Source organism: Moraxella sp. CTOTU46934, from assembly GCF_031979465.1.
Lineage (GTDB): Bacteria > Pseudomonadota > Gammaproteobacteria > Pseudomonadales > Moraxellaceae > Faucicola > Faucicola tetraodonis.
In genome coordinates, this window is the sequence record NZ_DALZEG010000009.1 from 1 (window position 1) to 18667 (window position 18667).

Below are 18667 nucleotides of genomic sequence, written 5' to 3' on the forward strand. Positions count from 1 at the left end.
GGCTTGACCGTCTTGTAGAAGGAATCCCCGAACGATAGGGAGGGGAGGAAGTCAAAGCAAAAAGCCACACATTTTTGCATGGCTTTTGTAAAAATACGGTAAGTGTTGATTGAAGTTTACTCTGCGATTTCACCATTCTCATAGCTTGAGATATCGGGGCAAGAACAGATTAAGTTTTTGTCGCCATACACATCATCGATACGGCTCACCGATGGCCAAAATTTATTGTCACGTACATAGGCAAGTGGATAGGCGGCTTCTTCACGGCTGTATGGACGATCCCAGTCACCGGTTACCACTTGCGCGGTGTGTGGTGCGTTCACCAGTGGGTTGTTATCTGCTGGCCACTCGCCGTTTTTAACTTTCATCGCCTCAGCTTTGATTTGAATTAAGGCTGAGATAAAGCGGTCTAGCTCTTCTTTGCTTTCCGACTCAGTCGGCTCAATCATCAAAGTACCTGCCACGGGGAAAGACATCGTTGGCGCATGAAACCCGTAATCCATTAAGCGTTTGGCGATATCAACTTCGGTGATGCCTGTTTCGGCTTTTAGTGGGCGGATATCAATGATACATTCATGGGCGACGCGACCATTTTCACCACTATAAAGTACAGGGTAATGGTCTTTTAATTTCATAGCCGTGTAATTGGCATTTAATAGCGCAGCTTCTGTCGCTTGCACCAAGCCATCACGACCCATCATGGTGATATACATCCATGAGATAGGCAAGATGCTGGCTGAGCCAAACGGGGCAGCCGATACCGCACTCATGCCATCTTGGGCATTGGGTACCGCAGATACGACGTGGTTGGCAATAAAAGGCGCCAAATGTGATTTCATACCGATAGGGCCCATGCCAGGACCGCCGCCGCCGTGTGGAATACAGAAAGTTTTGTGCAAATTCATGTGTAGGACGTCAGCACCGACATCCGCAGGTTGCATCATACTGACCTGCGCGTTCATGTTAGCGCCATCCATATACACTTGACCACCGTGTTGATGAATCAAGTTACAGATATCACGGATACCTTCTTCAAACACACCGTGTGTTGAAGGGTAAGTAATCATCAAGGCGCCCAAATTGTCGCTGTATTTTTCCGCTTTTTCAGTCAAGTCGGCAATATCAACGTTACCACGCTCATCGGTGGCTACCACGACGACTTCCATCCCCATCATTTGCGCCGTGGCAGGATTGGTGCCATGTGCGGAGCGCGGAATCAGACAGATATGACGATTAGGTTGACCTAAGCTTTCATGATAACGACGAATCGCCAATAGCCCCGCGTACTCGCCTGACGCGCCTGAATTTGGCTGCATAGAGATAGCATCAAACCCTGTGATGGCTTTGAGTTGCTCTTGCAAGCCTTCAATCATTTCAATATAGCCGCCCACTTGTTCACGTGGCGCAAATGGGTGCACATTGGCAAATTCATTCCAAGTAATCGGTAGCATTTCGCTAGTGGCGTTAAGTTTCATGGTACAACTACCCAGCGAAATCATACTATGATTCATCGCCAAGTCTTTGTTTTCTAGCTTTTTCAAATAACGCAGCATTTCATGTTCGGTGTGATAACGATTAAAGACAGGATGAGTTAAAATCGCATCGGTACGTAGCAATGACGCTGGCAAAGACAAGCTGATATCATCAGATAATTGAGCGGCTACGCCTGTAAATAACTGCGTGAGTATACCAAAATCCGCTGCGTCACTGGTTTCGTTAAAGGCAATGGCGATATGGTTATCGTCTACTTTGCGCAGGTTATAGCCGATATTGAGGGCATTTTGATAGATTTGCTCAGTTTGACCTTGGGTGTTCACCAACACGGTATCAAAAAACTGCTCATGCACAATCGACATACCAGCTTGTTTGATGGCTTGGGCAAAAGCGCTTGCTAACGCATGAATGCGGGTGGCGATACGTTTGACGCCTTCGGGACCATGATACACCGCATACATCCCAGCCAAATTGGCCAGTAACACTTGCGATGTACAAATATTTGAGTTGGCTTTTTCGCGGCGGATATGTTGTTCACGGGTTTGTAGTGCCATACGCAAGGCTTGTTTACCTTGGGCATCCACTGATACGCCAATGATACGACCTGGGGCAGAGCGCTTGGCACTGTCTTTAAACGCAAAATAGGCCGCGTGTGGACCACCAAAGCCCATCGGCACACCAAAACGCTGGGTGTTGCCGAGTGCCACATCCGCACCCATGCTACCCGGTGATTTGAGAAGTACTAGACTCATCACATCAGCGGCAACGATTGTTTGCGTGCCTTTGGCTTTGACTGCACTGATGATATCAGTTAAATCAACCACATCGCCTTCGCTACCCACGTACTGGAAAATTGCGCCAAAGAAATCGCCATTCTTGGCAACGTCAAAATCACCGACCACTATCTCCCAACCAAAATATTTGGCACGGGTTTTGATGACATCTAAGGTTTGAGGGTAGATACGGCTATCAACAAAAAATTGGTTAGATTTACTTTTACCCACGCGTTTTGCCATCGCCATCGCTTCAGCCGCCGCCGTCGCTTCGTCAAGCAAACTTGCGCCCGCCAATTCAAGACCTGATAAGTCAATACAAACTTGTTGGAAGTTAAGTAATGCCTCTAAGCGACCTTGGGCAATCTCCGCTTGATAAGGGGTGTAAGCCGTGTACCAGCCTGGGTTTTCAAGCACATTACGTTGAATCACCGCAGGTAAGCGAGTCGGATAATAGCCTAAGCCAATATAGCTTTTATTGACCTTGATTTTATCCGCCAACCCACGCAACTTTGCCAAGGCATCATGCTCAGTCATACTGAGGGGCAAATCTAACTCTTTGCTAAGACGTACAGAAGCTGGCACCGTCTGTTCAATAAAGCTTGCCATGCTGTCAGCGCCGACGGCTTGTAGCATTGCTTCTTTTTCATCTTGGCTAATGCCAACATGACGATGAATAAATTCTGATGATTGGAATAAATCAGCAAATGATTGAAAAGACGGTTGACTCATTCAAGTTTCCTTTAGCGTCTGATAAAACATTGAAAAAAATAGCAGGTTTTGCCATGGCTAACATGACAAACATCGGTTGAATGGATAAAAATTACACTTTAACGATATTACACCTTAACGATAAAGCGCTCACGCTCAAAACGGTATTGCTCACTATAGATACCACGCTCGTCGCGCTCACCGGCAGCAATCACCATACAAATATGCTGCTCTTCATTGAGATCAAGCAATTTTTTGAGTTGTGGCTCATCAAATCCCCCCATGGGGCAACTATCAAAGCCGTGTGCACGCAAAGCGAGCATCAAATTCTCAGCTGCCAGTGACGTGCTAATGAGCGCCCAGTTTTTGAGATCGTCAGCATCATAGATGGGGTCAACCATCGCACCTCTGACTTTGCGAGTGGCTTGCGTCAGCGCCCACTTGGCAGGGGTGAACACATTCATCACACCGCGTGTCATGGTCAGCGGAATGAGCTTGCCATAATAGTCTTGTACGGGTTTTGGTACGGGTTTGACAGGAAAATACTTGATATTGTCTTTGGCATGTTGACGCCACGTGTCAGTACGAGCGACCACGACTATCAGCTTATTGGCGGTTTTTGCTGCATTTTGGCTCATACAATAGGTCACAGTTTTTTGGCGTTTTTCTTCTGATTCAATCACAAAAAATTGCCAAGGCTGTAAATTACTTGAGCTAGGCGCTAACATCGCCATATCGAGACAGGCGTTTAGCACCTCATTACTGATGGGCGTTTTGGTAAAGCGTCGTACCGAACGGCGAGTGCTCACCACCTCATAAAAACTGGCTTGTTTTGGGTCAGCAAGCGGGGTAAGTGTTGACATAGCAGCTCTCAAATTAACAAAATAAAGGATGCATTACAGTTAATTGATAGGACAACAGACTAAGGTAATCAAGCGATTACCTTAGTGCTAGACTCTATAACGACGATTGGATAAAAGCGATGCGATAAAAACGATTAAATACTATCTTGGTACTCGTCTGCGTCCATCAAGCCTTGGTAATCATCGGCATTGTCTGGTTTGATTTTAAAGAACCAACCTTCACCATAAGGGTCTTCATTAATGGTTTCTGGGGCATCTACTAAAGCTTCATTGACCGCTAGGATTTCACCAGCGATGGGCGCGTAAACATCCGAGGCAGCTTTCACCGATTCGACCACGGCAATTTCAGCATCCACCTCAACGTGTTCACCCACTTCAGGCAATTCAACATACACGATGTCACCGAGCAAGTCTTGGGCATGGTGAGTAATACCAACGGTGATAGTGCCGTCTTCTTCTTGGCGTAACCATTCATGACTAGCCACATATTTTAAATCTGCTGGAATATTGCTCATAACTATTTTCCTCAAAGCGAAAGTAGGGGTGAAAATAAAAGGCTGTTAGCCAAGCAGTCACACTTGGCGCCTTTTTACTAAACATTTTTAAAAGCCTAGTTTTAAAAGCCTAGTATTTAAAAGCCTAGTATTTAAAAGCTTAGTAATTTAACAAACATAAGTAACAAAAATTTGGTCGATACAATGTATATCGACCAAACTTAAAATAACTTAGCGGTTTAACCCATTCAACAAGTGAATCGGATTAAATAGCATTACACACAAAGTTATAATCACGACCTTGTGAGGTCACGGTTAACGCACCTTGTGCACCTTTAACGCCCCAATCATACATGGTAGTTTTGGTCGCATTTGACAAGGTATAGCGGTTACCCGAGCCTGATACATCTTGTTTTAATACCATCGCCGCTTGGTTTAGACCGAGCATTGGCGAGGTGATTTTTAAATTAGCGACATTGCTGCCGTTTTCTTCACCATAGAATGCCACAACTTCAGTGTTGTTGTCACACTTAAAGGTTTGTGAATTTGCTTGAACTGCCAACACTTGTGACGGACTAGGCTGTGCAACTTGGGTTGAGGTACAGGCCGCCAAGCTTGCCAAAAACGGTACAACAAACAGTAATTTTTTCATGATTTTACCTTCTAAAGTATGATGAATTTATTATCGGTTTTTCAAAGTACGCTGACTAATCATTTGAATATGGTTCATTAATAAGCGCTAAATCCATCATATCATGATAAAATCTTAGTTGAATTGTTTGTTGCCATTTCTAACAAACGGTAACGAAATGATACGTACTGGCGTCGGTGTACCCCGCAAATCAACGGTGGCTGCTGTATCCGTCGTCTTTGGAATACGGGCAATCGCAATCGATTGTTTGAGGCTTGGGCTAAAGGTACCGCTGGTGATTACGCCAGTTTTGCCATTGTCTAGCTTTACCATCATGCCTTCACGCAGTACCCCACGTGACTCTAGCACTAAACCTACTTGCATGACGTCATTACCCTCAGCAATCGCTTGGTCTTGTTTGGCTTGCATAGCCTCACGACCCACAAAATCCCGATCATCTTTTACCGCTAACGTCCACGCCATACCGCATTCATACGGATTGATGGATTCATCCATCTCATGACCATACAAATTCATGCCCGCTTCAAGACGTAATGTATCACGGGCACCTAATCCTGCTGGGGCGATGCCATGGTCTTTGAGTAAGGTAAAAAATGCTGAGGCCTCGGCTTGTGGCAAAATGACTTCAACGCCGTCTTCACCCGTATAACCGGTACGCGCCACAAACCAATCTACGCCTTCAATGTCGGTCAAATCTTTGCCCACAAAGGGTTTTAAGGTAGTTAGGCTATCTGCCCAATTTGGTTTGGCTTGGCTCAGTTTCTGCAGAGCATTGGGGCCTTGTACCGCAAGCATAGCAAGTTCTGGGCGCTCGGTAATGGTGACAGCAAAGTCTTTGGCGATTTTGTCAAACTGTGCCAAATCTTTATCACGGGTGGCAGCATTTGATACAATACGATACTCGGTCTCTGCATCGTTCATCCGGTAAACGATTAAGTCATCAATCACACCGCCGTTTTCGTTTAGCATGGCAGAATAAAGCGCTTTACCGACAAATTTGAGTTTGGCGACATCATTGGCGAGCAGTTTTTGCAGCCAAGCTTTGGCGTCTTTGCCGGCGATGTCAGTCACGACCATATGTGACACGTCAAACATGCCCGCATCCGTACGCACAACGTCATGCTCTTGAATCTGTGAGCCATAATGGATAGGCAATTGCCAACCAGAGAAGTCAACGATTTTGCCGTTGCTATCGATATGGGATTGATAAAAAGGGGTGCGGTTTAAAGGCTTGTCTGTGGCTGACATGGCAAATCCTAGAGTGGATAAAAATCAAATAACGGCTTGATGGTTTATTTGATGTTTTAATAGCGTGGGATAAAACGCTAAAACCAAACATCGCACATCAATAGAGCACTAAAACTAATCCAACTTTATGTCGGTAGCTATCAGCCCTATCTGTCCTGTTACCTGAGATTTTCAATCGGCTTGTCAACTTTTTATAGTCTTATAGTATAGACAGACAAGTCAATCTTTTCCCCTTCGGTGGTATTGCCAAGCAATACACTCTCCAGATTTGTTATATTTTGATGCAGTGCTGAAAATATTGAGAAATTCGCCACTGCCAAAAATTACGATTCCAGTCCTTTTACCTGAGCGATTATAGGGTCTTTACGCCTTCGGTGATGGTTTTGGTATTTCATAATTTGATGAAAAACAAAACAACATTCTCTCCTGAAATCTTCGGCTATTATGCTGGGTTTTTAACTTTTTGACAAGCAAATTTGCACAGATTTTATGACCGCCTGATGTTTTGGCAAGACTGCATTATGAGCATTATTGTGTTATAGCAAATAAAGCCAAAAACAAGTATGATTAAAGCCACTGATTAACATGAAACTTTAAGTATTTGAATAAAGTTAAAGTGTTTAAATAAAGTGCTTAAATAATTTTTGTGGTTTTGGGTTAAATTTTTGTGTGCTGACCCCATTAAAAACACAATAATTTAGCCTTTAACATTTTGAATATCTTTGCATATTAACCCCCAATACCAAAAGTTGTTATTAAAAGTTACTATAAAGGTCAGTGCTAACAGCGCTGAGTAAAAATTGGCTGATTGAGAACTGGTAGATGAGTTGGGTTATTAGCTTATAAAGATGGCATGATAAAAGGAACAAAATAACGATGGACTTGATGAATATTTCGTTGATAGGCATTTTAACCAGTTTGGCCATGGTGGGTACGTTGCCCGATGATAGCAAAACCCAACAGCAAGTGGCGCAAGTGTCGACGCATATTTTGCCAAATATCGCAGGACAGTGGCAGCTGCGACTTGATAAAACCGACGCTGCGCAGCCAAATTGCCAAGAGCGGTATAATTTTGGGCGTGATCAGCAATTTATCGGTTCAAGCGGTCAGGAATTTACGTATGGTAAATACTTGTACGCTGACACAGGGAATGGATTACCAGTACTAGCGATTCAAACCCAATATGATAACAATGCAACAGACTGTTCTGGCAATCGCGTTGACCAGACGGGGGATATTTTGGTTGCTTACGTCAAACAGCAAGGTGAGCAAATGCAGTGGTGCAAGGATAGTAAAGGCACCCAATGTGATATGACATTGCAGCGTGTGTTGCCCTAAATTTTTTTACTTTTTCTCTGTACATCCCATAGCACTTGCAAGAGTTGCCAGTGCTATTATCCTCGTTAAAACTTGCAACTAGTGTCAAATACTTATGATTCCACCTTTTTCAAGTGCCAATTCGCAGCAACGTCTAATTAGTCCGATGGGGCGCTCAGAAGACCAGAATGACAATAATATCCGTCCAGCCTTACTCGCTGAATATATCGGTCAGCCTGTGGTCAAAGAACAAATGGGCGTGTTTATCAACGCGGCATTATCGAGAAAAGAAGCGCTCGACCATACATTGATATTTGGACCGCCTGGACTGGGTAAAACCACACTCGCCAACATTATCGCCCGTGAGATGGGCGGTAATCTGCGCTCAACGTCTGGTCCTGTGCTTGAACGCGCGGGTGATTTGGCAGCAATGCTAACCAATCTAGAGCCGGGTGATGTGCTCTTTATTGATGAGATTCACCGGTTAAGCCCAATGATTGAAGAAATTTTGTATCCTGCGATGGAAGATTTTCAGCTTGATATTATGATTGGCGAAGGACCTGCTGCACGCTCCATAAAGCTTGATTTGCCGCCTTTTACTTTGGTGGCTGCGACCACGCGAGCAGGTTTGTTGACCTCGCCACTGCGTGACCGTTTTGGTATTTTGCAGCGATTGGAGTTTTATAATGTGGAGGACTTAACGACCATTGTCACAAGATCGGCTGGATTACTTAACGTGCCTATGACCAAAGAAGGGGCAGTCGAAGTCGCTAGACGTTCGCGCGGTACACCGCGTATTGCCAATCGGTTGCTACGCCGCGTACGTGATTATGCCCAAGTTAAAGGCGATGGCACCGTCACCGCTGAAATTGCGCATAGCGCACTCGATATGCTCGCAGTTGATAAACGCGGGCTTGATAATCTTGATAGACGTTATCTTGAGATGTTAGAAGAGCGTTTTAATGGCGGACCTGCGGGGGTTGAGTCGATTGCAGCGGCTTTGGCAGAAGATAGAGGCACGCTTGAAGATGTGATTGAGCCGTATCTGATTCAGCAAGGTTATATCGTACGCACCGCACGGGGGCGGATGTTGACTTAATCTTTTGAATTTTTGTAGTGACAAACAAAAACCCCTTACATTGTGTAAGGGGTTTTTTAACGTGTTACAAAAATTATTTAACATAAATTGTTTTTGTAACTGTGTTTGCTGATGGCGCAGGAGTTACAGTTGTGATGCGTATTTCATCGCCAGCTTCACAGTCTTTATAATTTAAAGTATAGCTAACATCACTATTTGCTACTGTGCCATTAGATAAATTTACAATAGAAGGTACAGTTAAGTTTCCATTAGTAAATTCTGCGGTACAAGTTGCAGAGTTGGTGCCACTAGTATTATCTTTGGCGGTCACGCTAATCGATGTACCTGCAGGCATAGAAACTGTTTTTTCACCATTGCCATACATTCTAAAGCTATATATGCTGCTACCTGCTTGTAAGACTCTTACATCCTCTACATAAGTAGGTACATTATTTGCAAGACCTAATACAAACTGATAACGTAATACAGCTTCTAATTGGTTGTCACACTGGTGTGTGACGGTGGATAAGGGATTGACACTTAAAATTTGGGTAACTAAATTTGGTTGACCAAATGAAGAAGTGCCACAAGCTAATGGCGATCCCGTAATTGGACGAATATAAACATACTCACCTAAATCATGAGCGCCATTTTCATTGTCATCACGATAGAAACTGCCAATATTGTGACTTAATGGCTCACCAATATCGAATTTGTTATTTCCATTGCTATCAATATAAGATTTATCACCTTCGACATAAGCTACAACAGACAATCTACCATCACTACGCGGATTTTGAGTAGTAAATGTAGCAGAACAGACACCATCAACGGTTGAGCAGTTAGGTGTAATTTTACCACCTTCAGAAACAAAGCTTACCACCGTACCATCAGGTACTGCATTGCCAACTCTATCAACTAAACGTACCGTTACCTCTGTTGTGTCACCGTCCACGCCAACTGCTAAAGTATTTTTGAGTAGAGAGACACTCATGCCGTTTTGGGTAGCACGCCCTGTCGCAACTGCAACATCTTTAGAGAGTGCAGTGATGGTCGAATTGGTTGCTAAAGTGGCTTTTAACTCAACAGGTCCAGGCAACGCACCAGGATAAAGCGTTACATTAACCTTACCATTACTATCACTTTTTACTGTTTGTGCTGATTGATTGCCAAGTTTAACAAAACTGAAATCGAGTGGAGCATAGGTTTTATTAATGATGACATCTTGGTTAGCGGCAGGTTTACCATTTGAATACACAGTAAATTCGATTTGACCTGATGTTGATGAACCACTATTACTTGCGCCTAGATTCACTGCTCCTGTCGTCGTATAGGCGATAGAGTTGCCGACTATTGGAGTCAAATTAATAGAAGTATTGGCAGAAACACCGGTAGTAGTTGAGACAGTGATAATAACAGACGTGTCTGTACATAGACTACCATCAGCCTTTATAGCAGAGTAAGTAGTGGTTGCTACACCTTCACTATTGGTCATTACTGAATCTTCAGTGAATGTGCCACAATTATTGGTGAAGTTAACAGTGGTATTTGGTTGTACCACACCATTTTCATCAGTCACGATTAAAGAAACATTGGTGGAGCCACCAACTTCTAGTGTAGTATTAGTAGGCACTTCAGTTTTTAACTGTGTAATTTTTAGATTGGTTTTTTGTAATGAAAAGGCGTAAGGTTTGCTAGTTGCAGTGATGCTATTATACGTTGATGTGGCGGTCAGCGTATAAGTACCATTATCATTTATATCTATAGGTTTAACAAAAATAGAAGCGTTACCTTCAGTATCAGTTAATACTGAACTATTAGTGGTACTAAAACTCACGCCGCCACTTGCCGAAAAAGCTACAATAGCTCCAGATATACCCTTACCCGCGGCATCAGTTACTTTGACTTTAGCAGTGGCACCTGTACTAGGAATAAAGTTAGCACTATTCACACCTTCTAAGGAAATCGCACTTATATTGATAGCTGATGTGGGTGTTGAGCCTGTACTATCAGTAGTACCACCGCCGTTTACAGGCGGCGGCAATGTATCATTACCGCCACCACCGCCACAACCAGCGAGGGCAAGTGCGGTCGTCAATGCCGAGAGTTGAAAGGACTTGATTAGGTTGGTAGAGATAGCCATAAAGTTATCCTAGAGAAAGTAAGTAAGGCTGCTAAATAAATCGATAGAGATAAATAGAATCAGAAAAAATTACCAATTTTTCGATGAGCAGAAAATGTTACGTGATTGATGCTAAAATATAATTTTTGATGCTATCTACTTTACTAATTTTGCACAAAAGTTACAACAAATTCTAATCATAATTTGATGAATTTAATCGAATTGAAATTATAAATTATCAACAAGATTTCTAAATTTAACGCTATTTTTTTAGAGGGCGTATAAAGAAGTTGCCCTGCAGCTACGATATTGCTAAAAACTCACTAACCATCCCAATGCCAAAAAATGTAAATTAAGTGACGAAATATGCTGTCAAAAAATCCTTCAACGCCTTTTAATATCATTGACCATATATCGTTATATCATTTTTGGGCAAACACTCTGCCGCCATTGCTACCGATAGTTGCAGATGGGTCGCACATATCAATTTGTTATCTCAAAAAAGTGCTGCCTGAGCTGTTAAAAATCATGCTGTATCAGTTATCGGCAAAAATTCAGCAAAATCCGTCATTAATCCATCAAAATTTGGCGCAGGTAACAGATGAGTATGATTTTGTTTTAGAATTATTGGTTACTTTAGTTACAGAAAATTTCATTGAAAACAGCAGCAATTTTGTAACTCTAAAACAACTGTCTAAAAAAAGCGCATCGATTTTTGAGCAGTTGTTTGATGATGAAACCCAAAAAACCATGATTGCCGGCGTGCTACTGGAAAAAACCCATCTGCCCTCAGATAAGCTGTTAACTATTTGGCAAACCATCACTGCATTGGCGTCGATAAATTTGGCAGATATAATAAGTTCACTACAAAACACCATAGACTCAGGGCAGATTACTGAGTGGCTTGCGATGCAGCCCGTTTTTTTTATGTTGCCAGAAGATACGGGGCTGATGAATGCACTGGGTTTTAGGCGCGCTGTCAGTTTTCAAGCAATGCAGCAACAGCAATTAAAATGGTCAAAAATTCAAAATGTTGCGGACTTGCCTGTCTATCAACAGCATATTATTCAGCAAATGGCTATTTATAAAGCGGCCAATTTTTTTAACATTGCGCCAATAACCATCCCGCATGCTCACTTGAATCAACAGGTGATTTCAACCGGCAACCGCCAAATAAACAAAACCGTGACATCAAACACACAAACAGCCCTTTCGGCCAGCAATATTTTTGCCAAACCGCAAATTCGCAAACCCGCTCATTGGATAGATAAGTTACAAAAAAATTGGATTGCGACCGCCACTGTATTATCTGTCGCCGTTTTTGGCGGAATAGGCGCGTTGGTGAGCGTCAAAGATAAGCCTGCCGCCACCCAACCCTCAGCAAAAATGTCAGTGGCACACCCGGTTTATCACGATGTGGCGATAGTAAAAGTCGCCTCGACACCGAGTACAGTGACCAATGAGATGACTACAGCTGAGCATCGCAAGAAACACGATAAATCTAAGTCATTGGATGAAAAGCCTTCGGTACAATCTGAAAAAGCGCGAGCTATGAAAAAATCTGATAAACAAGAGGAAAGCAAAAAAGCGGAAAGCAAAAAAGACCGCAAAAAAAATATCGACAATGATTTCAAAGCCGATGGTAAGAATGAGGCTAAACAAGACCAAAAGAAAAAAGCTAGCTCATCTAAAGTCGACAGTGGACAATCTGAAAAAACTTCTAGTACCACCAAAAAATCTACGACTAAGGACAAAGCGGTAAAAGAAAAATCGCCAAAAGAAAAAGACAAGTCACCATCATCAAAAACCGCCCCTGACAAAAAATCGGTCAAAAAGCCCGACGATAAGGCTAATAATAAAACAGATAAAAAACCTAGCAATAAATTCAATACAAATTAAGTTGTTTAGCACAACGACATAAATTGACACATTGTTTATGAGTCTGACTAGCTCGAAAATATTTTCATGTCGTTTTTTGCCTAAAACTGCTATGATGCACAAGTTTTTCAACGCTTCAATTATCGGTTTTTGACGTTGTTTTTTTAAGGCACTCTCAAAGCTTTTCGAGGAAATCATGAGCGCAGCGACTGCATCTATCAATACTTTTACTATTACTGCACCTGATGACTGGCATATTCATTTACGGGACGGGCAGGCGCTTGCTACGACGGTGCCACATGCCGCTGCCAATTTTCGCCGCGCCATTTGTATGCCAAATTTGGTGCCACCCGTCAAAACAGCCGCTGATGCTATCGCTTATCGTGAGCGTATTTTGGCGCAAGTGCCCAACGACAGTATCTCCCAGCAATTTGAGCCATTGATGACGCTTTATTTGACCGAGTCACTGACGGCAGAAGACATCGAAGCTGCCGTTGCTTCAGGTGTAGTAAAAGCAGTCAAGTTATATCCTGCAGGTGCGACCACCAATTCTGCGGATGGGGTGAGCCATATCAATCATTGCACCGATGTATTTGCCAAGATGGAAGCGGTGGGTTTGCCGCTGCTTGTGCATGGTGAAGTGACGCACCATCATATTGATATTTTTGACCGTGAAAAACGCTTTATTGATGAAGTGATGGTCAATCTCATTGATAAATTTCCAAAACTAAAAATCGTCTTTGAACACATCACCACCAGTGATGCCGCTGACTTTGTGTTGTCACAGGGCAAAAATGTCGCAGCGACGATTACCCCGCAGCATTTACTGTTTAATCGTAATCACCTGCTGGTGGGCGGCATTAAACCGCATTTTTATTGCTTGCCGATTTTAAAACGCCAAAGTCACCAAAAAGTATTACTTGATGTGGCAACCAGTGGCAATCCCAAATTCTTTATTGGTACCGACTCTGCGCCCCACGCGACGCATACCAAAGAAAATGCTTGCGGTTGTGCAGGCTGTTACAGTGCATCGATTGCGCTGCCTTTGTATGCGCAAGCCTTTGAAAGCGTGGGCAAACTTGATAAGTTAGAAGGTTTTACCAGTATTCACGGGGCAAAATTTTATGGCTTACCTATCAATAGTGATAAAGTGACCTTGGTACGTGAGGCATGGCAAGTCCCCGAGCATTATCCTTATCTTGACGGTAAGGATTTGACCCCGCTGATGGCTGGACAAACGCTGGACTGGAAAGTGATGCCATTTAATTTAGCCGTATGATTGTTCACCCTTTATTTTTCTGTTTTTTCCGCAAGGTAACGTATGACCGCCACAACTGAATCGATGACTATTGCCAACCGTTTTCGCAATTACTTGCCCGTGGTGGTGGATGTAGAGACAGCAGGGTTCAATCCAAAAACCGATGCCTTGCTTGAGATTGCCTGTATTCCAATTTTGATGGATGATACCGGGCGTTTTTACCCAGGTGAGGCGGTCAATGCCCATATTGAGCCGTTTGAAGGGGCAAATCTTGAAGCGCGCGCCCTGCAATTCACCGGTATCAATCCCCACAGCCCGATGCGAAAAGCCATTGCCGAAGATGAAAAAACCGCCATTCGCCGTATTTTTAAATATTTAAAAACGGTGCGTCAATCGACCCAATGTACCAAATGTATTTTGGTGGGGCATAATGCGCATTTTGACCTGAGCTTTTTAAATGCTTTAATTGAGCGTACCAATAGCAAAAATCAAAGCCAATTTCACCAGTTCTCCGTGTTAGATACCGTCACCTTATCCGCGCTTGCGTTTGGGCAAACGGTACTGGCGAGAGCGTGCAAACTCGCTGGACTAGAATTTGATGGTAATGAAGCGCATTCTGCCTTATATGACACCCAAAAAACGGCTGAATTGTTTTGTTATATCTTAAACAATTATCCGCTGCTGACGCCAAACTTAGCGAGCGATGAGCCTAATGATGAGGAGCGTGATGAGCGTCAGGATAGCGATGATGAGGGTGCACTAGTGTCATCTGATGACCCAAATGATGGCTAAATTTTTTGGTAGTTATTGAGATATTTAATCTTGTTTAATCCCAAATCACGTCATTCATCCAAATCTTTAAACTTTAACTGCGACAAATATCAGTATCATTAACACAATCAGCGCCGCAGTTGCAAGCACCATTTTTTTGCCATAGCTAGTATCTTCGCGTTGGGTTTGCTTGAGTAATGACAGGGTGGCAATACCTTGCGAAATGCGAATAGCGTCAGGGTGACCATGTGCCGCAGCCAGCTCTAGCCAGTATTTGCCCATCTCGCTATCTTGCTCGACCCCATGTCCTGCATAGTAGAGTTTACTGAGTAATTTCTCTGCCCGATTGTCATGTTGTGAGGCTGCTTGTTGCAACAGTAGCAAGGCTTGTTGGGAGTTTTGAGAAATCTTGAGTAAGTGATTGCCTTCAAATAGCCACAGCGCTCGACGCAGTAATGCATCCGCAAGACCATTCTTGGCAAATTCATCAATCACTTGTACGGCTGTTGCCAAATTATCTGCTGATATAGGGTTTTCCCCTACATTTTCTGCTGGGACATTTTCTTCGAGTACATCATTTTCTAATAAATTGTTTTCTAATACGTTGCTTTCTAATAAATTGCTTTCTAATAAATTGCCACTTGATTGCGCTGTTTGAATCAGCGCAACCGCTTTTTCATACATTGCTCGGTTTTGCTCAGTCATGTCTGAATCAAGCCATTGAATGGTCTGCAAATCCTGTGTAAGCTCGCCAAAAATCGCATGTTTGTTGACCACTGCCTGTGATTCGGCAATGGATTTTCGCTGATTGAGCAGTCCTTCATGCAGTGTGGGGTTGAGTAGCGCGGCTTCAACTTCTGCCTGATAGCGCGCGATTTCATGTGCTTGGCGTTGCTGTTCTTGTTGTTGTTTTTGCTGTTCAATCTGTTTGGCTTGGGCCCTTGCTTGCGCAATGACTTGGCGATTTGAGCGTGTTTTTGGTGGGATTTTGCTGGTTAGCGATTGAGAAGCAAGGGGGTTTTTGAGCGAAGTGGGCGCCGCCGATGACGCCGTTTGTTGAGACATGTGCACAGGTTTATCAGTAGCAGGGGTGACATTCTCTGATACCGCTTCATGATAATTGCGCTTATCCATCATATTGGGTGCATCAATCACCGGGGTGATTTGCATTACTGTTTGGCTAAAATCTGGCACCTCGGCAAAGTCAAACCGATAAATTTGCGGCAATGCCACACCGTCATCGGCTGTCATCTCATTGGGATATTTACGATCAATCAGCGGATTGTCTTCATCGGTGATAAATTTGGGATGAGAGAAGCGAGATGCAATCATGGTGTTGGATAAATGTTGATAATGATGTCATTATAGAGGACAAATCACCGAAAGTAAAAAAGCCAAAACCATAAAAGACGATAATAAAGGACAGCATCACTGTCCTTTATTATTGTCTTTTTTCACTGTCCTTTTAATGGCAATTTAACGCTGACTTGTAACAGCGCTATTTTACAGTTGCTATTTTGCAGGTGTTATAGTGCAATTATTGTGCAATGGTTACGGGCGTTTTTGATTGTAATTCTTCAAACGTGACACCGTCTGCTAGCTCAACCAGTTTTAAACCGTTATCGGTCACATCCATGATGGCTAAATCAGAGATGATACGATTCACCACTTTTTTGCCTGTCAGGGGGAGCGTACATTCAGCCAATACTTTTGGCTCGCCATGTTTGTTGGTATGTTCCATCAATACAATCACGCGTTGAACGCCTGCGACCAAGTCCATCGCGCCGCCCATGCCTTTAACCATCTTGCCAGGAATCATCCAATTGGCAAGATCGCCACTGTCTGAAACTTCCATCGCCCCTAAGATGGCAAGGTTGACTTTACCGCCACGAATCATGGCAAATGATTGTGAGCTTGAAAAAAAGCTCGCACCCGTCGCTGTGGTGACGGTTTGTTTGCCCGCATTGATTAGATCTGGGTCAACTTTATCAGGTGTTGGGAATTCATCAATCCCAAGCAGCCCATTTTCTGATTGTAGCCAAACGTTGACGCCTTCTGGAATATAGTTCGCCACTAAGGTTGGCAAACCGATACCTAGATTGACATAAAAGCCGTCCTGTAGTTCTTTAGCGGCTCTTTGTGCCATTTGTTCACGAGTCCATGCCATGGTAATCTCCTTATATCCTAGTTTGTCTGTTCTTTGGTCGTCACTTTTTCGATGCGTTTTTCTGGGTTGGCATTGACCACGATGCGATGCACATAAATACCCGGCAAATGAATTTGGTCAGGGTCTAGCTCGCCAGTTTCCACCAATTGCTCAACTTCGACAATGGTGACTTTACCTGCCGTGGCGACATCTGGGTTAAAGTTTCGCGCCGTTTTGTTGAACATTAAGTTGCCCGCTTTATCCGCTTTTTGGGCTTTGACCAGTGCCACATCAGCGACTAATGAGCGCTCAAGGATATATTGACGACCGTCAAATTCACGTTCTTCTTTACCTTCAGCAATTTGGGTGCCTACGCCAGTGGCGGTAAAGAACGCAGGGATGCCCGCACCCCCTGCACGCAATTTTTCTGCCAGCGTCCCTTGTGGGGTCAATTCCACTTCCAATTCACCCGATAAAAACTGACGTTCGAATTCTTTGTTTTCACCCACATACGACGCAATCATTTTTTTGACTTGGCGAGTCTCTAGCAATAATCCTAAACCAAAACCATCGACACCAGCGTTATTGCTGATACAGGTCAAATCTTTAACGCCGCTATCTCGCAAGGCTTCAATTAAAGCTTCGGGAATACCACACAGACCAAAACCACCAACCGCAATCGTTTGTCCATCTTTGATGACGCCTTCAAGTGCCGCAGCTGCACTGTCATATACTTTGCTGGTCATACATTCACTCCTTGTCGCTAACCAATGTTGTTAATATCATTTATCAAAAATAAAAATCACGCTCAAACCTAAAAATTCCAAAACGAAACAGATTGTATCATTATAGAATTTATATAACAAATTTTGTCTTAAGTAAATCACATTGCATGAATTTTTGCAAAAAGTAAACCCAGTTTTTCGCAAAAATAGGGCATAAAAAAAGGCATACTAGGGATGCCTTAAATTTATCAATGTTTAACAGTCAATTTTTTATCCATTGTCTAGTCATCATTGGCAGAGCGGGTGATGCGTTTGGCGTTCGAGTTGACCGTTTTGGCTTGTCCGTCAATGGTCGTGCCAAATTTACCACTGTTGTTATTTTTGCCACCAAAGCCCCCAAATGGACTTTGTCCGCCCATACCGCCAAATGGATTTTGACTGCCAAACGGGTTTTGTCCACCCATACCGCCAAGACCCCCTAAGCCACCCATTTTTGAGGGATCCATACCGCCCATTTTGCTTGCCATCATTTGCATCAATTTTTCTGGGTTTTTAGTGGCATAGTCTTTGGCAAAGGCTTTAAACTTATTTTGTACCGCAGGTAATAACACCACAAGTGCCGCAATATCACTTAAAATACCGGGCAATACCAACAAGATACCTGCCACCGCAAAAGCAATCGCTTTCACCACGGAATTTTCATTGGGACGCATGGCAGGGTTAAGCATGGCGGCTTGGGCTTGTCCAGCCATCGGTTTTAAGGTGGCTATACCTTTTTTAATGAGTGCGGCACCCACAAAGCCAGCCACGACAAACCACAAAAACACCCACCAACCACTGACAAATTGTGCGATTAGATACCAAACCAGCATCTCAATAATCAACCAGACAATGGCAATCCCAACTATATTTCCCATGAAAATACGATTCCTAAATTGTGAATAAACTATAAAGAACAAACGATGAATCATTAACCAATGTAATAATGATGGGGGTAATGCATAAAACTATCAAATAGTTTTTTGAAATTCAGCAATTTTTTCGTTAAATTTTTGATAAATGCTATAATTTGACGGCATTTTTAGCTTCGACGTTTTTAGCTTCGACTGCATTTTTAGCAAAGTTGTTTTGTGGGTA

The 18667-nt window shown here is 43.3% G+C and carries 15 protein-coding genes and 2 riboswitches; of the genes, 5 read left to right on the forward strand and 10 right to left on the reverse strand.

Annotated elements, in window-relative coordinates:
- Positions 1–116: 116 nt before the first annotated feature.
- The 5 genes from gcvP to gcvT all read right to left on the reverse strand — a co-directional run bounded on the left by gcvP (position 117) and on the right by gcvT (position 6235).
- Positions 117–2999 (reverse strand): aminomethyl-transferring glycine dehydrogenase, encoded by a 2883-nt coding sequence (gcvP, locus tag RTN07_RS07935; protein ID WP_312177228.1) that lies wholly within the window; start codon positions 2997–2999, stop codon positions 117–119.
- Between the two features lie 107 nt (positions 3000–3106).
- A complete protein-coding gene (locus tag RTN07_RS07940; RefSeq protein ID WP_312177231.1) occupies positions 3107–3841 on the reverse strand; it encodes a nitroreductase family protein in 735 nt (244 codons plus the stop codon).
- A gap of 134 nt (positions 3842–3975) precedes the next feature.
- Entirely contained in the window at positions 3976–4356 is a 381-nt protein-coding gene (gene gcvH, locus RTN07_RS07945) for a glycine cleavage system protein GcvH (protein ID WP_036604652.1), read from the reverse strand.
- 244 nt (positions 4357–4600) lie between these two features.
- Entirely contained in the window at positions 4601–4987 is a 387-nt protein-coding gene (locus RTN07_RS07950; RefSeq protein ID WP_312177233.1) for an MliC family protein, read from the reverse strand.
- A gap of 114 nt (positions 4988–5101) precedes the next feature.
- Positions 5102–6235 (reverse strand): glycine cleavage system aminomethyltransferase GcvT, encoded by a 1134-nt coding sequence (gcvT, locus tag RTN07_RS07955; protein ID WP_144917883.1) that lies wholly within the window; start codon positions 6233–6235, stop codon positions 5102–5104.
- A 140-nt stretch (positions 6236–6375) separates the two neighbouring features.
- Positions 6376–6511: riboswitch (glycine riboswitch) on the reverse strand.
- A 46-nt stretch (positions 6512–6557) separates the two neighbouring features.
- A riboswitch (glycine riboswitch) is annotated at positions 6558–6674 on the reverse strand.
- A gap of 437 nt (positions 6675–7111) precedes the next feature.
- Between gcvT and RTN07_RS07960 the strand changes: the two genes are divergently transcribed.
- Both RTN07_RS07960 and ruvB read left to right on the forward strand, forming a co-directional pair.
- A complete protein-coding gene (locus RTN07_RS07960; protein ID WP_312177238.1) occupies positions 7112–7573 on the forward strand; it encodes a hypothetical protein in 462 nt (153 codons plus the stop codon).
- 94 nt (positions 7574–7667) lie between these two features.
- Entirely contained in the window at positions 7668–8651 is a 984-nt protein-coding gene (gene ruvB, locus RTN07_RS07965) for a Holliday junction branch migration DNA helicase RuvB (RefSeq protein ID WP_409455554.1), read from the forward strand.
- A gap of 73 nt (positions 8652–8724) precedes the next feature.
- On the opposite strand, the gene RTN07_RS07970 is transcribed toward ruvB, so the two are convergent.
- Positions 8725–10773 carry a hypothetical protein gene (locus RTN07_RS07970; RefSeq protein ID WP_312177240.1) on the reverse strand — a complete coding sequence of 683 codons (2049 nt, stop codon included), beginning with the start codon at positions 10771–10773 and terminating at the stop codon, positions 8725–8727.
- 345 nt (positions 10774–11118) lie between these two features.
- Here RTN07_RS07970 and RTN07_RS07975 point away from each other — a divergent pair, with 345 nt between their 5' ends.
- The 3 genes from RTN07_RS07975 to rnt all read left to right on the forward strand — a co-directional run bounded on the left by RTN07_RS07975 (position 11119) and on the right by rnt (position 14680).
- Positions 11119–12651, forward strand: coding sequence for a hypothetical protein (locus RTN07_RS07975; protein ID WP_312177241.1), 1533 nt, complete (start codon positions 11119–11121; stop codon positions 12649–12651).
- A 175-nt stretch (positions 12652–12826) separates the two neighbouring features.
- The gene (pyrC, locus tag RTN07_RS07980; RefSeq protein ID WP_312177243.1) at positions 12827–13909 is read left to right on the forward strand and encodes a dihydroorotase; all 1083 of its coding nucleotides are present in this window, start codon (positions 12827–12829) and stop codon (positions 13907–13909) included.
- A gap of 42 nt (positions 13910–13951) precedes the next feature.
- Complete coding sequence (gene rnt, locus RTN07_RS07985; protein WP_096489150.1) at positions 13952–14680, forward strand: ribonuclease T; 729 nt, start codon at positions 13952–13954, stop codon at positions 14678–14680.
- Positions 14681–14746: 66 nt separating this feature from the next.
- Here the strand turns inward: rnt and RTN07_RS07990 are convergent, their stop codons facing one another.
- The 4 genes from RTN07_RS07990 to RTN07_RS08005 all read right to left on the reverse strand — a co-directional run bounded on the left by RTN07_RS07990 (position 14747) and on the right by RTN07_RS08005 (position 18447).
- Entirely contained in the window at positions 14747–15991 is a 1245-nt protein-coding gene (locus RTN07_RS07990) for a hypothetical protein (protein ID WP_312177245.1), read from the reverse strand.
- Between the two features lie 205 nt (positions 15992–16196).
- Positions 16197–16826: a 3-oxoacid CoA-transferase subunit B gene (locus RTN07_RS07995; RefSeq protein ID WP_050325035.1), complete on the reverse strand. Its 630-nt coding sequence runs from the start codon at positions 16824–16826 to the stop codon at positions 16197–16199.
- 17 nt (positions 16827–16843) lie between these two features.
- Positions 16844–17551, reverse strand: a complete 708-nt coding sequence (locus RTN07_RS08000) for a CoA transferase subunit A (RefSeq protein ID WP_007114900.1) — start codon at positions 17549–17551, stop codon at positions 16844–16846.
- 260 nt (positions 17552–17811) lie between these two features.
- On the reverse strand, positions 17812–18447 hold the full coding sequence (locus RTN07_RS08005; protein ID WP_312177251.1) for an FxsA family protein: 636 nt from the start codon (positions 18445–18447) through the stop codon (positions 17812–17814).
- Positions 18448–18667: the final 220 nt, after the last annotated feature.